Consider the following 17,481-nt stretch of genomic DNA (forward strand, 5'->3'; position numbering starts at 1 on the left):
GCGCATTCTCCTCTCAGGACGTTTCCCCGCCGGGGGCGACCATCATTTCCGCTTACACGATCTGATTCAATCCCGGGATTTTGGAAACGACTTCGTTGACGACGTCCTCGCCAACCTTTTCCTTGGCGAAGGCGACGATCTCCCTGGTCACCGACTGGACTTCGCCCATGTCGAGGCCGGCGTTGGTCAGCTCGTTGAGCGCCGCCATGGCGCCCATGCCGCCGCCCATCATGCCGGCGAGACCGCCGAACAGGCCGCCGCCGGACTTGCTGCCTTCCGCCTCAGCCAGCACGGCCTCGGCGCCGGGCAGCGCCTCGATGATCTGCGCGACCTGTTCCTTCGGCCCGTCCTTGCTCAGGAACTTCAGGATGATGCCGACCGCCTGGCGCGCCGTCTCCTCGCTGATGCCGGCGGCAGCCACGATACGCTTGATCAGTTCTTCCATGTTAGCCTCCAGATCGCGCGCCGGCCGTGCAATCTCCTGCAGACCCGGACGCCTCGAAACGGCTATACACTTTCGAACCGGGACAAGTCGATGGTGCCACTGCGGAAGGTCGGAAAAAACCGCCCCGCGCGGACCGGCGGCCGATCCCGCACGGCAGGGCCGGACAATAGGACCGGAGAATAAGGGGATGAGGCCAGTGGATTCGGACGACAAGATCTTCATCGGCGGCAGCGACAAGAGCGAATTCCTGACGCTGAAGCTGGCGAACCGCCACGGCCTCATCACCGGCGCCACCGGCACGGGCAAGACGGTGACGCTCCAGATCCTCGCCGAGGGCTTCTCGAACGCCGGCGTGCCGGTGTTCTGCGCCGACGTGAAGGGCGATCTGTCCGGCATCGCGCTCGCCGGCGAGCCGAAGGACTTCCTGCTCAAGCGCGCTGCCCAGATCGGCCTGACCGACAGCTACCGCTTCACCGACTTCCCGGTCGCCCTGTGGGACCTCTACGGCACCCAGGGGCATCCCGTACGCACCTCCATCTCCGAGGTCGGCCCCCTGCTGCTGGCGCGCCTGCTCGAGCTCAACGACACGCAGGAGGGCGTGCTCACCATCGCCTTCCAGCTCGCGGACGATGAAGGCCTGCTGCTGCTCGACCTGAAGGACCTGCGCGCCGTTCTCGCCCATGTCGGCGAGCGCGCGCAGGAGCTGTCGCGCGTCTACGGCAACGTCTCGACCGCCTCCATCGGCGCCATCCAACGCCGCCTGCTGGTGCTGGAACGCGAGGGCGCCGAGCACTTCTTCGGCGAGCCGGCGCTCGATATCCGCGATTTCCTGCGCACGGCGCGCGACGGGCGCGGCGTCATCAACGTGCTGGCCGCCGACCGGCTCATGCACGCGCCGCGGCTCTATGCCACCTTCCTCTTGTGGCTGCTGTCGGAGCTGTTCGAGGAACTGCCCGAGGTCGGCGACCCGGACCGCCCGAGGCTGGTCTTCTTCTTCGACGAGGCGCACCTGTTGTTCACCGACGCCCCCAAGGCGCTGCTGACCAGGATCGAGCAGGTAGTCCGGCTGATCCGCTCCAAGGGCGTCGGCGTCTATTTCGTCACCCAGAACCCGCTCGATGTGCCCGACACCGTCCTCGCCCAACTCGGCAACCGCATCCAGCATGCGCTCAGGGCCTACACTCCGCGCGAACAGAAGGCGGTGCGCGCCGCCGCCCAGACTTTCCGGCCCAATCCGGCGCTAGACACCGAACGCGTCATCACCGAACTCGGCGTCGGCGAGGCGCTGGTGTCGACGCTGGAAGGCAAGGGCGTGCCCTCGGTCGTGCAGCGCACTCTGATCCGGCCGCCGTCGTCACGCATCGGTCCGATCAGCGAGACGGAACGGCAGGCGCTGGTCCGCTCGAGCCCGGTGTTCGGGCTCTACGACCGCAGCGTCGACCGCCATTCTGCTTACGAGATGCTGGCCCAGCGCGCCGCCGACGAGCAGCGCCGCGAGGCCGAGGCACGGGCGCGCGACGACGGCAGCCGGCGCACCGCCACCGGCTTCCGGTTGCCCGACTTCGGCACGGACCCAGGCACGGGCTCTGGTAGGGGCTCTGGTAGGGGCTCTGGCACGGGCTCTGGCCGCAGCCGCGCGCCAGGCGGCACTTCAGGCGGCACTTCGGGCCGCGTGCCGCGCAGCGGATCGCGCGACACCGCCCTCGAGGCGGGGCTCAAGTCCGCCGCCCGCAGCGTCGGCTCGTCGCTCGGCCGGGCGCTGGTGCGCGGCGTCCTCGGCTCGCTCAAGCGCGGCTTCTGATCCCTGCCGCAAGTCTCCGGTGCGCCGGGGCTTGCCCGCGCCCGCCGCTTGGGGCCATGCTGAGCGTTTCCTGGGCGCTTCGCGCTCCCGGCGCCCCGATTCCGTTTCTCGCCAAGGACTTCCCATGAGCCAGATCGACAAGATTCTCGCCCGCATCGACGCCGATCTCGATGCCTCCCTCGCCCGCCTGTTCGACCTTATCCGGATCCGCAGCATCTCCACCGATCCGGCCTACAAGGACGACTGCCGCAAGGCGGCCGGCTGGCTGGCGCGGGAACTGACCGACATCGGCATCCCGGCCAGCGTCCGCGACACCGCCGGCCACCCGATGGTTGTCGGCCACCGCAAATCCGGCAAGCCCGGCCCGCACGTGCTGTTCTACGGCCACTACGACGTCCAGCCGGTCGACCCGCTCAATCTGTGGGAAACTGATCCGTTCGAGCCGCGCCTGGTCACCCGGCCCGACGGCTCGAAGAAAATCGTCGCGCGCGGCGCCTCAGACGACAAGGGCCAGTTGATGACCTTCGTCGAGGCCGCCCGCGCCTTCATCGCCGAGACCGGCGACCTGCCGGTCGACGTCACCGTCCTGTTCGAAGGCGAGGAGGAGTCCGGCTCGCCGTCGCTGCATCCGTTCCTGACCACCAACAGGGACGAACTCTCCTGCGACCTCGCGCTGGTCTGCGACACCAGCATGTGGGACGCCGGCACGCCGGCGATCTCGATCATGCTGCGCGGCATGGTCGGCGACGAGATCATCGTCAAGGCGGCCAGCCGCGACCTGCATTCGGGCAGCTACGGCGGGTCGGCGCAGAACCCCAACCACATCGTCGCCGCCATCATCGCCGGCCTGCACGACGACACCGGCCGCATCACGCTGCCCGGCTTTTACGACGGCGTCCGCGACCTGCCCGAGAGCCTAGCGAAGATGTGGGCGGAGCTCGACTTCTCGGTCGAGGAGTTCCTCGGCGAAGTCGGCCTGAAGCATCCGCGCGGCGAGAAGGGCCGGCTGCCGCTGGAGCACATCTGGACGCGTCCGACCGCGGAAGTGAACGGCATGTGGGGCGGCTACCAGGGCCCCGGCTCCAAGACCGTGATCCCGGCGGAGGCCCATGCCAAGTTCACCTTCCGCCTGGTCGGCGACCAGGATCCGGACAAGGTCCGCGACGCCTTCCGCGCCTATGTGCGCTCGAAGATCCCCGCCGATTGCACAGTCGAGTTCATCGCCAAGGACGGCAGCCCGGCCCTGTCGCTCGACCCGGCCATGCCGGCGGTCGAGAAGGGCAAAGCGGCGCTGAAAGCCGAATGGGGCAAGGACGCCGCGCTGATCGGCATGGGCGGCTCGATCCCGATCGTCGGCGATTTCAAGCGCATGCTGGGCATGGACAGCCTGCTCATCGGCTTCGGCCTCGACGACGACCAGATCCATTCGCCCAACGAGAAATACGAGCTCAAGAGCTTCCACAAGGGCATCCGCTCCTGGGCACGCGTCCTGGACGAACTGTCCAGGGGCTGACCGCGCCCGTGCGGCCCGCATGACTGGAAAAACCGACACGGGCGCGAGACCGGCCCGAGACCGGCCCGATCCCGGTCAGATCCTGGCCAGATCCTGGCCAGATCCTGGAAAGGAGCGTTGAATGAGATCCGTCTGCGTCTTTTGCGGCTCCAGCTCCGGCGCCCGCCCGGCCTATGAGGTCGCCGCCGTGGCGACCGGGAGAGCGATCGCTGAAGCCGGGCTGACGCTGGTCTATGGCGGCGCCCGGGTCGGTCTGATGGGATCGGTCGCCGACGGCGCGCTTGGCGCCGGCGGCCGGGTGATCGGCGTGCTGCCGAAGGCGCTGCAGGACAAGGAACTGGCCCACATGGGCCTCAGCGAGTTGCACATCGTCGGCTCGATGCACGAGCGCAAGGCCATGATGGCGGACCTGTCCGACGCCTTCATGGCCCTGCCCGGCGGCGCCGGCACGCTGGAGGAACTGTTCGAGATCTGGACCTGGGGCCAGCTCGGCTATCACCGCAAGCCCTGCGGCTTCCTCAATGTCGACGGCTTCTACGACGGCCTGCTCGCCTTTCTCGACCTGCAGGTCGAGGAAGGCTTCGTCCGGCCGGAAATGCGGCACATGGTCCAGGTCGGCGCGACGCCGCAGGACCTGCTCGCCGCCTTCGCCGCCTACCGGCCGCCGGCCACGCCGAAGTGGATCGAGCGCACCGAGACCTGACGGCCGCCGCAGGCCCCCGCCTTGGCATCGCCGCACTTGCGGTGCTATGTCCGGCGCATCGCTCCGGCCGCCCGGCCGGTTCCGCCGAAACTCCGGGAGTCCTCCAGCTGATGCGCTTGCCGCTTGTCGCGTTGTCCGGCCTCGTACTGACCTTCCTGGGCGCCTGCTCGCCGACCGTCGACTACGACGGCCCCGTCACTGTCGCCCGCACCTCCAACGTCACCCTGGTCCAGATCACCCGCACCGGCGTGGGCGGCATCACCGCCGACACCGCCTACAGCGCCAAGGCCATCCAGGCGGCGCTCCCCGGGTTCACCACCGACGGCATCCAGACCGCCGTCGAGGACAGCACCGAATGGGCGATCGGCGCCTTCAACTCCGACGGCTTCCAGGTGCTGCAGGTGTTCAAGGGCGCCAACGGCCGCATCCGCACCGTGCACGGCGTCACCCACCACCTGCAGGGCCCGAACGGCGAGCGGATCGGCATGACCTTCGCGGAGGTCGGCACGCGCCGCTCCGACTGCCGCGTCGGGCGCAACCTGTGGCGCGGCATGGCGATCTGCACGGCGCGCGGCGCCGACAATGTCGAGCTGGTCTATGCCATCCCGCAATACACTGGCCCGTTCGACGCCCTGCCGCCGGACGGCGAGCTGCGGGGCGCCGCCATCCAGCGCATCCTGTGGTCGCCCGCCGGCTGAGCGCGGCCGTCCCGGCCGCTCAGGTCTGTGCCGGCGCGTCGACCCTGACCGCCCCGACCGGCCGCCAGATGTGGCGCTTCTTTAGCCACTTCTCGCGCGCGTCCGAATAGGCGAGGAACAGCGACAGGTCGCGCTCGCGGATGAACGGCAGCGCCTTCGGATCGAGCCCCGTCCAGGGCAGGAACGGGTTGCGGCGCATGGTCCAGTGCAGCTCGACCCGCGTCGTCGCCCGGTCGCTCGGCGTGCGGCCGTGGAAGCCGAAGGTATCGGCGACCACCAGCGTGTTGGCCGGCACCGCGACCCGCTGCGGCTGCGGCAGGCCCATCGCCTCCAGTTCCTCGGGGCGCACGCGGAACGAGCCGTGGGCGTGGTGCGAGCGGCTGTCGTCGCGCGCGGCGATCGAGCAGCGGTATTCCCAGTCGAGCCGTTCCGGCGTCAGCCGGTGCGAGCCGGGCACATAGGCGAACGGACCGTCGCCCTCGCCGACGTCGTGCAGGAACAGCCAGGCCTTGGCGGTGGGGTGGAACGTGTCCGCGTGCACCTGCGTCTGCGGATCCTCTGTCTGGCGCTCCGGCTCGGCGATGATCGTCTGCAGGAACGAGACCGGCTGGCCGCCGTCGGAGGCGGCATAGCGCAGCTGCGCCACCGCGCGCGGATCGCGCACGGCCGCCGCCAGGGCGGGATGGGCGGCCAGCACCGAGGGCGGCAGCGGGATCATGCGCGTCACCGTCTGGCCCTGGCGCATCTCGCGCGCCTCGAAGGGATGGCCGTAGACCTCCTCCTTCAGCCGACGGAACAGATCTTCGGGCAGAAAGTCGCGGGTCAGGAAGAAGCCGTTGTCGTCGAACTGCCGGCGGCTGTCGGCGTCGAGCGCGCGGGCGAGCCGCGCCCGCCGGCGCTCCGCCATGGCGGCGGCAAACGACACGCGCCGACGGTGCAGGCCCCAGCGATTGAGCGCCGGGTTGCCCAGGATCGGGTTCTTCCTCGGCGACTTCTCGGAACCGAAGACGCCGAGCAGCCACAACGGCGCGTTCAGATAGGACAGGACGCTCATTGACATGTTCCTTCCAGGCGGACCGCGCATGCAGGCTTGGCGGAGTATATTGAAAACCACGCCGCAGTCGAAGGCCGAAATACCGCCGCGGCCTCCCCCCGGCAGCGGCGCCGGCCGATGGACGAGGTGACGGCGCAGGAGCGATCGGCTAAGCCTTGGGCCATGACTCGCATCCTGCCGCCCGCACCGTCGCCCGATGTCGAAACGCTCGCCGCGCAGATCCGCGCCGGCAACCGCGCGATGCTCGCCCGCGGCATCACGCTGGTCGAATCGCGCAAGGCCGCGCACCGGGACAAGGCGCGCGCGCTGCTGCAGCTCCTGCTGCCGTTCACCGGCAAGGCGCACCGGGTCGGCATCACCGGCGTGCCCGGCGTCGGCAAGTCGACCACCATCGACACGCTCGGCTCGAACCTGACCGCCGCCGGCCACAGGGTCGCCGTGCTCGCCGTCGACCCGTCCTCGACCCGCACCGGCGGCTCGATCCTCGGCGACAAGACGCGCATGGAGCGCCTCGCCACCGATCCGAACGCCTTCATCCGCCCCTCGCCGTCGGCCGGCACGCTCGGCGGTGTTGCCGCCAAGACGCGCGAGACCATGCTCTTGTGCGAGGCGGCCGGCTTCGACGTCATCCTGGTCGAGACGGTCGGCATCGGCCAGTCGGAGACCACCGTCGCCGACATGGTCGATTTCTTCCTCGTGCTGATGCTGCCGGGCGCCGGCGACGAGTTGCAGGGCATCAAGAAGGGCGTGCTGGAGATCGCCGACATGATCGCGGTCAACAAGGCCGACGGCGACGGCGCCCTGCGCGCGCGCTCGGCCGCCGCCGACTACCGCGGCGCGCTGCACATCCTGGCGCCGCGCTCGCCGACCTGGACGCCGCCGGTGATCACCATCTCGGGCCTCGCCAACCAGGGCCTCGACGAGATGTGGCGGCAGGTCGAGCTGCACCGCGACAGGATGACGGCGAGCGGCGAGTTGCAGGCGCGGCGCGCGCGCCAGCAGGTCGCCTGGATGTGGGACATGCTGCAGCAGCGGATGATGGAGGCGCTGACGCGCGACCCGGCCCGCGCCGCCCGCATCAAGGCGCTCGAGGCCGCCGTGCGCGACGGCGACGTCGCCGTCTCGGTCGCCGTCGAGGAGATCGCCGGACTGATGGGGATCTGACGCGCTCAGTCCAGCTCGTCCCGGTGCTCCTTGAGGAAATGGCGCAACGCCATGAACAGATCCTTGGCGTGCTCGCGGTCGCCGCGCTGCAGGGCATCGCGGATGTCGTCCTCGATCATCTCCTTCACCCTGTCCGCCCCGTGCGGCAGGTGCATCAGATAGGCCGCCAGCGCGGTCGCGGCGATTTCGGGAATGTGCTCGTGCTCGGCCAGCGCGAGGATCTCGGCCTCGTCGAGGCCGCACATGTCGATGCAATCCTGAAGCGAAATCATCGCGCGCCTCCTCCCATCGCGGTCCGACCGTGAGGCAAGTGTAGCCGAGACGCATCGCCCTGCGTTGATCGCGGTCAAACCCTGTCCCGTTTCCGGACGGATGTCCCGGCATGCGGCTTGCTCTCCCAGGTCTTCAGGCCTCCGCCGTCGAGCGGCGGGCTCCCGGAACAGGCACGAGGAAGGCATTGGCATGAAAGGGATTATCGCCCGCCCCATGAGCCGCCGCGCGCTCCTCGGCGGCGCCGCGCTGTGCCTATCCGGGACGGCGACGCGGGCGCTGACCCAGGTCGCCGATCTGAGGGGCACCATCGACGCCGCCGATCTCGGCGTCGTTGCGGACGCCGTCGACGACCAGACCGTGCCGCTGCAGGCGGCGATCGACCGCGCCGCGGAGCGCGGCCGGGCGCTGTTCCTGCCCGCCGGCCGCTATCCGGTCGCCGACCTCGCCCTGCCGTCGGGCACGCTCATCGTCGGCGTGCCGGGACGCACCCGCCTGGTCTACCGGGGCGGCGGCGGCCTGCTCGCCACCGCCGAGGGCGGCGAGCGCATCGGGCTCGACGGCCTCGTCTTCGACGGCGCCAACAAGAGCCTCGCCGAGCATGCCTTCGGCCTGCTGCATTTCCGCGCCGTCGACCAGCTGACCGTGACCGACTGCGAAATCCTCGGCAGCAGCCGCTCGGGCCTTGCCCTCGACCGCTGCTCGGGCCATGTCAGCCGCTGCCTCGTCTCGGGGGCGGCCGAAGCCGGTATCCGCTCGGTCGAGGCGCGCGGCCTGTCGATTGCCGACAACACGGTCAGCGACTGCGCCAACGGCGGCATCCTGGTGCTGCGCTGGAGCCCCGGCGAGGACGGCACGCTGGTCACCGGCAACCGCATCGAGCGGATCGCCGCGCGTGCCGGCGGCACCGGACAGAACGGCAACGGCATCAACGTCTTCCGCGCCGACGGCGTCCTCGTCGCTAACAACCGCGTCGCCGATTGCGCGTTCTCGGCGATCCGCTCCAACGCCGGCTCCAACGTGCAGATCCTCGGCAACGCGTGCCTGCGCTCGGGCGAGACCGCGATCTACTCGGAGTTCGGCTTCGAGGGCGCGGTGATCGCCAACAACCTGGTCGACGGCGCCACCATGGGCATCTCGATCGCCAATTTCATGGACGGCGGCCGGCTTGCCGTCTGTTCCGGCAACATCGTGCGCAACCTGAAGAGCGAAGGCCCCTATCCGCCGGAGGTCGCCGGCTTCGGCATCGGCATCGCCGTGGAGGCCGATACCACGGTCACCGGCAACGTCATCGAGGGCGCGCCGAAGTTCGGCCTGCTGCTCGGCTGGGGCCCTTATCTGCGCGACGTGGTCGCGACCCAGAACGTCATCCGCGACTGCGCCACCGGCATCGCCGTCACCGTGGTCGAGGGCGCCGGCCCGGCGATCGTCGCCGACAACCTCATCCGCGGCGCCCGCGACACCGCCATCGCCGGCTACCGCTGGCTCGACAGGGTCACCGGCGACCTCGCGCTCGCCGGCGCCGACGCCTTCCCCCACCTCACACTCTCCGGCAACCGCGCCGCCTCCTGAGGCGCGAGCGCGGTCGAAGTAGGCTTTACCTAGGCCGAGGCAGCCTGGCGCAGCAGCGACAGCAGCTCGGCGCTCGGCCGGATGGCGCCGACGCGCAGGCCGCGCCGGTTGGTCAGTTCGGGACGCGCCAGGGCGTCGAGTGCGGTGCGTTCGTCGTCGTCGAGATCGAGCAGCGCCTCCAGCACCGCCGCCATCGTCACCTCCGCCGCCCGCCCGGCGCCGTCGTCGCACTTGAGCGCGATGCCGTAGCCGAGGTCCGGGAGCGCGGCGCAGAACACGCCCTCCGCGCCGGTCTTAACGAAGACGCGGCCGTCGAAGGCCTGCATCGCCTTGGTGCAGAAGCGGTCCGTGCCGGCGACCATGAAGGGTTCGGACACGCAGGCGTCGTAGAGCCGGCGCGCGGCCGCCGCGCGCAGCGGCTCCAGCCCCTCGCCGGTGCCGAAGGCGGCGAAGGCGCGCGCGAACCCCTCGAGCGGGCTGGCATAGGTCGGGATCGAGCAGCCGTCCGTGCCGCAGACGTCGGCCGTCAGCGTGTCTCCGGTCATCGCCTCCAGCACCGCCCTGATCTCCCGCTGCACGGGGTGGTCCGGCAGGACATAGCCCCGCGTCGGCACGCCCATCGCGCGGGCGAGGCCGAGGAAGCCGGCGTGCTTGCCCGAGCAGTTGTTGTGCAGCTGGCACGGCTCCTCGTCGGCGCGGCACAGCGCGGCGACGTCCTCCATGCGCGCCGGCCATTGCGGACCGCATTCGAGCGCGTCCTCGTCGAGCCCGGCCTTGATCAGCATGACGCGCGCCGCGTTGACATGCACCGGCTCGCCGTTGTGCGACGAGCAGGCGAGCGCCAGTTCTGCCGCGTCGAGGTCGAGCGCGTCGGCCGCCCCCGACTCCACCAGCGGCAGCGCCTGCAGCGCCTTGATCGCCGAGCGCGGGAACACCCTGGCGGCGACGTCGCCGATCCTGAGCACCGGCCGGCCGGCGGCGTCGACGATCGCCAGCGCGCCGCGGTGCCGGCTTTCCACCAGCGCCCCGCGCGTCACCTCGACAAGGACCGGGTTAGCCATGGGCCGCCGCTCCGGTCGCCGCTCCGGCCGCAGCTCCGGCCGCAGCTCCGGCCGCGGCGCTCTCCGGCTTCAGCCAGGTCCGCAGGCGCGCCAGCGCCTCGGCCAGCACCTCGTCCTTCTTGCAGAAGCAGAAGCGCACGTAGTTGGGCGGCGCGTCGGCGATGTAGAAGGCCGACACCGGTACGGCCGCCACGCCCGCCTCCTCGACCATGCGCCGGCAGATCTCGGTGTCGCGGCCGGCAAGGCCGAGCGGGGCGACGTCGCAGGTCAGGAAATAGGTGCCCTCGCAGGGCAGCACGCCGAAGCCGAGCTCGGCCAGGCCGGCGGCGAAGACGTCGCGCTTGGCCTGCAACTCGGCCGACAGGCCGGTGAAATAGCCGTCGTCCTTGCCGAGCCCGTAGGCGACCGCCTTCTGCAGGTTCGGCGGCGTCGTGAAGGTGACGTACTGATGCGCCTTGGCGATCGGGTCGAGCAGCTTCGGCGCGCCGGTGATGTAGCCGACCTTCCAGCCGGTCAGCGAGAAGGTCTTGCCGGCCGAGCCGATGCGCACGGTGCGCTCGCGCATGCCGGGGAAGCTCATCAGCGGCCGGTGCCGCTTGCCGTCGAACAGCAGGTGCTCGTAGACCTCGTCGCAGATGGCGAAGACGTCGTGCTCGACGCACAGTTCGGCGATGCGCGCCAGTTCCGCCTCGCTGAACACCTTGCCGGCCGGATTCATCGGGTTGTTGAGCAGGATGACCTTGGTGTTCTCGGTGAAGGCTTTCTCCAGCGCGTCGAGGTCGAGGCTCCAGCTCGGCGGCGTCACACGGACGCGCACCGGAATGCCGCCGGTCCGGCGCACCATCGGCAGGTAGCAGTCGTAGAGCGGCTCGATCAGGATCACCTCGTCGCCCGGCTCCATCAGCGCCAGCAGGCAGTCGGCGAGCGCTTCCGTCGCGCCCGAGGTCACCATCACCTCGCTCTGCCAGTCGACGTCGAGATCGTAGAAGCGCTTGGCCGAGGCCGCCACCGCCTGGCGCAGTTCCGGCAGGCCAAGCATGGGCGGATACTGGTTCGGCCCGTCGATCAGCGCCTCCGCCGCGGTGCGCCGCACGTCCTCCGGCCCGTCGACGTCGGGAAAGCCCTGGCCGAGGTTGACCGCCTTGTTCGCTATGGCCAGACGCGACATCGTCTCGAAGATGGTCGTCTCGAGGCCCGTGAACACCGGATTGGTTGGCTTCATCGCTCGCTCTCCTTCAGGCCGGCGCACGGGCGCGTGCTGCCCCGGACAAGGGCTCGATCTTTAGCCGCTGTCGGCCTTCGCGTCGAGATATCCCTGTGTCCGGCGCATGCCGCGGGTGGGACACGCCGTCCGGCGCGTGATCGCCATCACATCGCCCAGATCGCGGTCCACCTATGGTCGCTTCATGGGCGGCCGTCACCGCCCCCGCGTATTTGGAGCCGAGGACATGCTCAGGAAAGCCGCACGCACCGCCCTCGCCGTCGCCGTCGTCTCGGCCACGGCGCTCACCGTCACCGGCCACGAGGCAGAGGCCGGCGGCCGCCACCATCGTCACGACGGCGGCGCGATCGCCGCCGGCGCCATCATCGGCCTCGCCGCCGGCGCCATCATCGGCTCGGCCGCGAGCCAGCCCTACTACGCGCCGCCGCCGGTCTACTATGCCCCCGGCCCGGCTTACGGCCCCGCCTACTACGGCCCGCCGATGCCGCATTGCGTGCTGTCGCCGGTCCACCGCTGGGATCCCTACTACGGCCAGTATGTCGTGGTCGGCCAGCAGGAAGTCTGCAACTGACGTCGAACAGGCGAAGGCGACGCCGGAGCGATCCGGCGCCGCCTTCGTGGCAAACGGCACCCGCCCCGGTCAGTGCTCCAGGATGTTGCGGAACTGCCAGGGATCGCTTTCGTCGATGTCTTCCGGGAACAGGCCCGGCCGGCCGTCGAGCGGCGTCCAGTCGGTGTAGTAGCCCCTGACCGGCCCGAGGTAGGGCCCCTGCACCTCCAGGCAGCGGCGATAGTCCATGTCGTCGGCCTCGACGATGCCGGCCTCCGGGTTCTCCAGCGCCCAGACCATGCCCGCCAGCACGGCGGAAGACACCTGCAGCCCGGTCGCGTTCTGGTAGGGCGCCAGCCGGCGCGCCTCCTCGATCGACAGCTGCGAGCCGTACCAGTAGGCGTTCTTGGCGTGGCCATAGAGCAGCACGCCGAGTTCGTCGGATCCGTCCTGGATCTCCGCCTCGCTCAGCACGTGCAGCTCCGGCTGCACCCTGCCGGCGGCGCCGAACAGTTCGTGCAGCGACAGCACCGCGTCGTTGCACGGGTGATAGGCGTAGTGGCAGGTCGGCCGGTAGACGACCTCCTTGTCGTCCTTGACGGTGAAGTAATCGGCGATCGAGATCGCCTCGTTGTGGGTGACCAGGTAGCCGAACTGGGCGCCCGGCGTCGGGCACCAGGTGCGCACGCGCGTGTTGGCGCCCGCCTGCTCCAGGTAGATCGCCGCCTTGCAGCCCTTCTTGTGCTTGCGCGCGGTCTTCGGCAGCCACGTCTCGTGCGTGCCCCAACCCAGTTCCGCCGGCTGGAAGCCCTCCGACAGGAAGCCCTCGACCGACCAGGTGTTCCAGAACACGCCCATCGGCTTCGGCTTCTTGGCGCGCTGGGTGTCGCGCTCGGCGATGTGCACGCCCTTGACGCCGACCTTCCTCATCAGCTTGGCCCAGCCCTTGCGGCCGGTCGGCTCCTCGAACGCGAGCCCGGTATCGGTGGCGACGTCGACCAGCGCCTTCTTGACCAGCCAGGACACCATGCCCGGATTGGCGCCGCAGCAGGACACCGCCGTCGTGCCGCCGGGATTCTTCTTCCTTTCCTTGCGCACGGTCTCGCGCAGGCTGTAGTTGGTGCGGTCGGCCGCGCCGACGTCCTGGGCGAAATAGAAGCCGAGCCAGGGCTCGACCACCGTGTCGATGTAGAGTACGCCAAGTTTGCGGCACAGCTTCATGAGGTCGAGCGAAGAAGTGTCGACCGACAGGTTGACGCAGAAACCCTGGCCGCTGCCCTCGGTCAGCAGCGGCGTCAGCACCTCGCGATAGTTGCTGCGCGTGATCGCCTGCTTCTCGAAGCGGAAGCCGCGGTCCTCGACCAGCGCCCGATCGGCGTCGACGGGATCGATCACCGTCACGCGCGAGCGGTCGAAGTCGAAATGGCGCTCGATGAGCGGCAGCGTGCCGCGGCCGATGGAGCCGAAGCCGATCATCACGATCGGGCCGGAGATCCGGCCGTGGACCGGCCAGGACGGCTCGGCCGCTGCAGCCGCCTTGGCGGGCGCCCGCCCTGCGCGCTTCGCGCCGGCGGCGGTCTTGCGGGCCGCAGTGCGCTTGGGGCCGTTCTTGCCGGCGGATTTGGTCGCGGCGGTCGTGGTCGCCGAGGTTTCCTCGCTCATGTGCACATCCTCTCAACTCGAAGCCGCAGCCGGACCGGAGAAGGCGGTGCGGCGACGGACTGGGCGGACGGAGCCGCCGGCGCAGCGCGCCGGCAGCCTTCCGCCTGCTCGTGGTGCGATCGAACCGATCACATTTCGGCGCGCAGATCCAGCCGGTCGCGCGCCGCCATGTCGTCAGGCGGCCTGCGCTGCGACGATTTGCGTCTCGGGCAGGATCGCCAGAAGTCGGTCGGCGGGGGCAAGCGCCCCGCTCGGACGGATCAGGCCGCAGGCCCCGGCCAGCGCGTCCGGCCGGAGTTCCAGGCCGAGGAAACGCGACCGCTCCACCGGCCCCGGCAGGTCGAGCGCCCCGGTCGGCCCGGCCGAAAAGCCGAACCGCTCGTAATAGGGCGCATCCCCGACCAGGATCACCGCGCCGTAGCCTGCGAGGCTCGCCCGATTGAGCGCGTGCCGCATCAGCCGGCCGCCGAGCCCGTCGCTGCGGCACGCCGCCTCCACGGCCAGCGGGCCAAGCAGCAGGATCTCTCGGCCGTCGCCGGTCGCGACGTTCCACAGCCGCACGGTGGCGACGAGGCGGCCCTCGCCGTCCACCGCACTGAAGGCGAGCGCCGGCAGGCGTCCTTCCCGCAGCCGCTCGCTGGTCTTGGCATGGCGCGCCCGACCGAAGGCACGGTCGAGCAGCGCCTCACGGGCGCCGAAGTGCTCCGGCGCCTCGTCGACGATGTCGGACATGGCGGACCTGCTTCAGATCACGTAGGACGCCAGCGGCGCGAAGCCGTTGAAGCCGACCGTCGAATAGGTCGTGGTGTAGGCGCCGCAGGCCTCGATCAGCACTTTGTCCCCGATCGACAGCGACACGGGCAGCTCGTACGGCGTCTTCTCGTAGAGCACGTCGACGCTGTCGCAGGTCGGGCCGGCGAGCACGCAGGGCGCCGTCTCGTCGCCGTCCCGTGCCGTGCGGATCGGATAGCGGATCGCCTCGTCCATGGTCTCTGCGAGGCCATGGAACTTGCCGATGTCCAGATAGACCCAGCGCACGGCGTCGTCGGCCGACTTCCGCGAGATCAGCACCACTTCGGCCTCGATCAGGCCGGCGTCGCCGACCATGCCGCGGCCCGGCTCGATGATCGTCTCCGGCAGGCGGTTGCCGAAATGGTCGCTGAGCGCCTGGAAGATCGCCTGACCGTAGGCCGGCACGCCCGGCACGTCCTTCAGGTAGCGCGCCGGAAAGCCGCCGCCCATGTTGACCATCTTCAGCTCGATGCCGCGCCGCGCGGTCTCGCGGAACACCGCCGCGGCGGTCGCCAGGGCATTGTCCCAGGCGCCGAGGTTGGCCTGCTGCGAGCCGACGTGGAACGACACGCCGTGGGCGACCAGGCCCGAGCGATGGGCCTGCTCCAGCACGTCCGGCGCCATCTCCGGCACGCAGCCGAACTTCTTCGACAGCGGCCATTCGGCGCCGACGCCGTCGCACAGGATGCGGCAGAACACCTTCGAGCCGGGCGCCGCGCGGGCGATCTTGTCGACCTCGGCGTCGCTGTCGACGGCGAACAGGCGCACGCCGAGCTCGAAGGCGCGCGCGATGTCGCGCTCCTTCTTGATCGTGTTGCCATAGGAGATGCGCTCGGCGCCCGCACCGGCGGCGAGCACCATCTCGATCTCGCCGACCGAGGCACAGTCGAAGGACGAGCCGAGCTCGGCGAGCAGGCTCAGGATCTCCGGCGCCGGGTTGGCCTTGACCGCGTAATAGACGGAGGTGTCCGGCAGGGCGCGGGCGAAGGCTTCGTAGTTGTCGCGCACCACGTCCAGGTCGACCACGACGCAGGGGCCGTCTTCGGTGCGGCGGCGGAGGAATTCTCGGATACGTTCGGTCATCGGGCTCTCCCGTTCAGATCGGTCACGTCGCAGGGACGCCGGTGCGATCGCGGAGACCTCCCCCGTTTTGGAGACGGGGGTCCGACGATACGACGGCGAACGGTCGAGCGCGCGGCAGGGGCCGGTCGCTTTCCCGCGTGTGATGCCTTGGCTTGGAACGGGGGATCCGATCCGCACGGCCGGCAATGAAGTAACAAGTGCCTCTTCAGTAACCCCGGGATTTGGAGAACCCGGCAGAGACCAAAAAAGCCCTCTTACGTCGTTGCTTTAAGCCGTCCGGTTTTTGCCGGTCGTCCCGTCTGGGACCTGCGACCGGCTGCCACTCGAATTCGTGGACGACCACGGGCACGTGCGAATTTGGGCAAGCGTTATTTGGATCGATTTGCTGTCATGTTCAAGCGGAAATTCGCATTGACCGAAAAATTCCCGCGGCGCCCCGGGGAGCGCCGAAAAACGGCGCTCCCCGGGGCTCATGAGGCTGCCGCGGCAGATTGGGGGCTCGACGGCGGCGGCCTCAAAGGCTTGCGGCTTGGGCTTGCGGCTCAGTCGCCGCTGCGGTCACGCCAGCGCGGGCCGTCGCCGCTGGGGCCGCGGTGATGGTCGCCGTGATGCTTGCCGTGCCACTTGCCCTCATGCTTGCCATGGTGCCTGCCGTCCCGGCCCTTCGGGCCGCCGCGCAGGTCCGCCTTGGTCAGCACGCCGTCGCCGTTGCGGTCCATCCGCGCGACCATGCCGGCCGTGCGGGCCGCATGCTCGTCGCTGCTGATCGACAGGTCGCCGTCGGCGTCGAGGCTCTGGAACATGCGTACCATGGCCCGGTCGTGCATGTCGCGCCACAGCACGGCGAAGCCTTCGAGGTCGAACGCCCCGGCGCCCGCGCTGTCCGCCGAGGCGAACAGCGTGCCGCGTACCTCGTCGAACTCCTGGCGGGTGATCTTACCGTCGCCGTCGGTGTCGAAGCGCTCGAACAGCTCGTCGATGCCCCCGAAGCCGGGACCGAAGCCCGCACCGAAGCCCGGGCCAAATCCGTGCATGCCGCCGGCCATTGGCCCATAGCCCGGACCATGGCCCGGCCCCCTGCGCGGCCCGTCGCCCCCGCGGCCGCGCGGCGCGGTGTCCCGGTCGCCGTCATCGGCACGCATCATGCCGGGACCGCGGCCCTGTCCGGGGCCCTGGCCCATACCCTGGCCCATGCCCTGTCCGGGACCCTGGCCCTGCCTCGGGCCCTGGCCCATACCCTGTCCCTGTCCGGGGCCCTGCCCCGGGCGGACGCGTTCCAGTTCGCCGTTGCCGTCGCGGTCGAGGCGGGAGAACAGGCGGTCGGAGATGCGGTCGAACTCGGCGCGCGACACCTTGCCGTCGCCGTCGCGGTCGAGTCGCTGGAAGCCGCGCACCATGCGATCGCGGCTCTGGGCGATCCAGTGGTCCTTGAATTCGTCGAGGCTGACGCCGCCGCTGGAGTCCGCATCCGCTTCGGCAAAGCGGGCCGCGACGCGTTCGTCGACCTCGGCCTGCGTCACCACGCCGTCGCCGTTGACGTCGAAGCGCTCGAACAGGCGTTCGGCGCCGCGCCGCTGCATCTTGCCCATCACCATGTGATGGGCGCCGAAGCCGTGCCAGCCGGGACCGCCGCCCCAGCCGCCGCGCTCGTCGGCCTGGGCGGTGAGGGCGATGCCCGCCACGGAGGCCGCCAGCGCGGCCATGGCGATCGTCTTGAGCGGTTTCATGAGTATCGACTCCTTGGTTGCTCGTTGCGATGGGCTCAACATAAGCAAGGATGCGCGACGAAATAGGACCGGAACCGGTCGCAAGTGTCGTCATCTGTCCCGTCTCGGGTCCGGCGCGACATCTCGTTACACTTTCGTCTCCAAGCGCGGCGATTTTGCGATTA

16 protein-coding genes are annotated in these 17,481 nt (G+C 70.0%); 7 read left to right on the forward strand and 9 right to left on the reverse strand.

Annotation, left to right across the window (positions count from 1 at the left end; genetic code table 11):
* Nucleotides 1–52: 52 nt before the first annotated feature.
* Nucleotides 53–727, reverse strand: a complete 675-nt coding sequence (locus SL003B_RS24055) for a DUF2780 domain-containing protein (RefSeq protein ID WP_339325428.1) — start codon at nucleotides 725–727, stop codon at nucleotides 53–55.
* Here SL003B_RS24055 and SL003B_RS15050 point away from each other — a divergent pair.
* The 4 genes from SL003B_RS15050 (at nucleotide 633) to SL003B_RS15065 (ending at nucleotide 5,160) form a co-directional block, all read left to right on the forward strand.
* Entirely contained in the window at nucleotides 633–2,246 is a 1,614-nt protein-coding gene (locus tag SL003B_RS15050; protein WP_041375568.1) for a helicase HerA-like domain-containing protein, read from the forward strand. The two genes, SL003B_RS24055 and SL003B_RS15050, sit on opposite strands and share 95 nt — an antisense overlap.
* 124 nt (nucleotides 2,247–2,370) lie before the next feature.
* A complete protein-coding gene (locus tag SL003B_RS15055) occupies nucleotides 2,371–3,759 on the forward strand; it encodes a dipeptidase (protein WP_013653723.1) in 1,389 nt (462 codons plus the stop codon).
* Nucleotides 3,760–3,880: 121 nt separating this feature from the next.
* Nucleotides 3,881–4,462: an LOG family protein gene (locus tag SL003B_RS15060; RefSeq protein ID WP_013653724.1), complete on the forward strand. Its 582-nt coding sequence runs from the start codon at nucleotides 3,881–3,883 to the stop codon at nucleotides 4,460–4,462.
* Between the two features lie 110 nt (nucleotides 4,463–4,572).
* Nucleotides 4,573–5,160: a DUF1131 family protein gene (locus SL003B_RS15065; RefSeq protein WP_013653725.1), complete on the forward strand. Its 588-nt coding sequence runs from the start codon at nucleotides 4,573–4,575 to the stop codon at nucleotides 5,158–5,160.
* 19 nt (nucleotides 5,161–5,179) lie between these two features.
* Here the strand turns inward: SL003B_RS15065 and SL003B_RS15070 are convergent, their stop codons facing one another.
* Nucleotides 5,180–6,214 (reverse strand): phytanoyl-CoA dioxygenase family protein, encoded by a 1,035-nt coding sequence (locus SL003B_RS15070; protein WP_013653726.1) that lies wholly within the window; start codon nucleotides 6,212–6,214, stop codon nucleotides 5,180–5,182.
* A gap of 162 nt (nucleotides 6,215–6,376) precedes the next feature.
* On the opposite strand from SL003B_RS15070, the gene meaB reads away from it, so the two are divergent.
* A complete protein-coding gene (gene meaB / locus SL003B_RS15075; RefSeq protein WP_041375570.1) occupies nucleotides 6,377–7,378 on the forward strand; it encodes a methylmalonyl Co-A mutase-associated GTPase MeaB in 1,002 nt (333 codons plus the stop codon).
* Between the two features lie 5 nt (nucleotides 7,379–7,383).
* Here meaB and SL003B_RS15080 read toward each other — a convergent pair whose 3' ends face one another.
* The gene (locus tag SL003B_RS15080) at nucleotides 7,384–7,650 is read right to left on the reverse strand and encodes a hypothetical protein (RefSeq protein WP_013653728.1); all 267 of its coding nucleotides are present in this window, start codon (nucleotides 7,648–7,650) and stop codon (nucleotides 7,384–7,386) included.
* A gap of 190 nt (nucleotides 7,651–7,840) precedes the next feature.
* Here SL003B_RS15080 and SL003B_RS15085 point away from each other — a divergent pair, with 190 nt between their 5' ends.
* Complete coding sequence (locus SL003B_RS15085) at nucleotides 7,841–9,220, forward strand: TIGR03808 family TAT-translocated repetitive protein (protein WP_013653729.1); 1,380 nt, start codon at nucleotides 7,841–7,843, stop codon at nucleotides 9,218–9,220.
* Between the two features lie 29 nt (nucleotides 9,221–9,249).
* On the opposite strand, the gene SL003B_RS15090 is transcribed toward SL003B_RS15085, so the two are convergent.
* Entirely contained in the window at nucleotides 9,250–10,281 is a 1,032-nt protein-coding gene (locus tag SL003B_RS15090; RefSeq protein ID WP_013653730.1) for an asparaginase, read from the reverse strand.
* The gene (locus SL003B_RS15095; RefSeq protein ID WP_013653731.1) at nucleotides 10,274–11,503 is read right to left on the reverse strand and encodes an aminotransferase; all 1,230 of its coding nucleotides are present in this window, start codon (nucleotides 11,501–11,503) and stop codon (nucleotides 10,274–10,276) included. The genes SL003B_RS15090 and SL003B_RS15095 overlap by 8 nt, the downstream gene beginning before the upstream one ends.
* 226 nt (nucleotides 11,504–11,729) lie before the next feature.
* Between SL003B_RS15095 and SL003B_RS15100 the strand changes: the two genes are divergently transcribed.
* A complete protein-coding gene (locus SL003B_RS15100) occupies nucleotides 11,730–12,074 on the forward strand; it encodes a hypothetical protein (RefSeq protein ID WP_013653732.1) in 345 nt (114 codons plus the stop codon).
* A gap of 69 nt (nucleotides 12,075–12,143) precedes the next feature.
* Here the strand turns inward: SL003B_RS15100 and SL003B_RS15105 are convergent, their stop codons facing one another.
* From SL003B_RS15105 to SL003B_RS22420, 4 genes are all read right to left on the reverse strand, one after another.
* The gene (locus tag SL003B_RS15105) at nucleotides 12,144–13,715 is read right to left on the reverse strand and encodes a homospermidine synthase (protein ID WP_013653733.1); all 1,572 of its coding nucleotides are present in this window, start codon (nucleotides 13,713–13,715) and stop codon (nucleotides 12,144–12,146) included.
* 174 nt (nucleotides 13,716–13,889) lie between these two features.
* On the reverse strand, nucleotides 13,890–14,447 hold the full coding sequence (locus SL003B_RS15110) for a GNAT family N-acetyltransferase (RefSeq protein ID WP_013653734.1): 558 nt from the start codon (nucleotides 14,445–14,447) through the stop codon (nucleotides 13,890–13,892).
* A gap of 12 nt (nucleotides 14,448–14,459) precedes the next feature.
* A complete protein-coding gene (locus tag SL003B_RS15115) occupies nucleotides 14,460–15,590 on the reverse strand; it encodes a type III PLP-dependent enzyme (RefSeq protein WP_013653735.1) in 1,131 nt (376 codons plus the stop codon).
* A gap of 542 nt (nucleotides 15,591–16,132) precedes the next feature.
* On the reverse strand, nucleotides 16,133–17,317 hold the full coding sequence (locus SL003B_RS22420) for an EF-hand domain-containing protein (protein ID WP_013653736.1): 1,185 nt from the start codon (nucleotides 17,315–17,317) through the stop codon (nucleotides 16,133–16,135).
* Between the last annotated feature and the right edge of the window lie 164 nt (nucleotides 17,318–17,481).

It is taken from the genome of Polymorphum gilvum SL003B-26A1 (assembly GCF_000192745.1).
Classification (GTDB): domain Bacteria; phylum Pseudomonadota; class Alphaproteobacteria; order Rhizobiales; family Stappiaceae; genus Polymorphum; species Polymorphum gilvum.

Coding starts and splice junctions, on each gene's coding strand:
- SL003B_RS15070 (WP_013653726.1), bottom strand. CDS start 6,214: ATGAGCGTCCTGTCCTATCTGAACGCGCCGTTGTGGCTGCTCGGCGTC.
- SL003B_RS15085 (WP_013653729.1), top strand. CDS start 7,841: ATGAAAGGGATTATCGCCCGCCCCATGAGCCGCCGCGCGCTCCTCGGC.
- meaB (WP_041375570.1), top strand. CDS start 6,377: ATGACTCGCATCCTGCCGCCCGCACCGTCGCCCGATGTCGAAACGCTC.
- SL003B_RS15060 (WP_013653724.1), top strand. CDS start 3,881: ATGAGATCCGTCTGCGTCTTTTGCGGCTCCAGCTCCGGCGCCCGCCCG.
- SL003B_RS15065 (WP_013653725.1), top strand. CDS start 4,573: ATGCGCTTGCCGCTTGTCGCGTTGTCCGGCCTCGTACTGACCTTCCTG.
- SL003B_RS15105 (WP_013653733.1), bottom strand. CDS start 13,715: ATGAGCGAGGAAACCTCGGCGACCACGACCGCCGCGACCAAATCCGCC.
- SL003B_RS15110 (WP_013653734.1), bottom strand. CDS start 14,447: ATGTCCGACATCGTCGACGAGGCGCCGGAGCACTTCGGCGCCCGTGAG.
- SL003B_RS15095 (WP_013653731.1), bottom strand. CDS start 11,503: ATGAAGCCAACCAATCCGGTGTTCACGGGCCTCGAGACGACCATCTTC.
- SL003B_RS15055 (WP_013653723.1), top strand. CDS start 2,371: ATGAGCCAGATCGACAAGATTCTCGCCCGCATCGACGCCGATCTCGAT.
- SL003B_RS15050 (WP_041375568.1), top strand. CDS start 633: ATGAGGCCAGTGGATTCGGACGACAAGATCTTCATCGGCGGCAGCGAC.
- SL003B_RS24055 (WP_339325428.1), bottom strand. CDS start 727: ATGAGGCCGTGGCGGTTCGCCAGCTTCAGCGTCAGGAATTCGCTCTTG.
- SL003B_RS15090 (WP_013653730.1), bottom strand. CDS start 10,281: ATGGCTAACCCGGTCCTTGTCGAGGTGACGCGCGGGGCGCTGGTGGAA.
- SL003B_RS22420 (WP_013653736.1), bottom strand. CDS start 17,317: ATGAAACCGCTCAAGACGATCGCCATGGCCGCGCTGGCGGCCTCCGTG.
- SL003B_RS15100 (WP_013653732.1), top strand. CDS start 11,730: ATGCTCAGGAAAGCCGCACGCACCGCCCTCGCCGTCGCCGTCGTCTCG.
- SL003B_RS15080 (WP_013653728.1), bottom strand. CDS start 7,650: ATGATTTCGCTTCAGGATTGCATCGACATGTGCGGCCTCGACGAGGCC.
- SL003B_RS15115 (WP_013653735.1), bottom strand. CDS start 15,590: ATGACCGAACGTATCCGAGAATTCCTCCGCCGCCGCACCGAAGACGGC.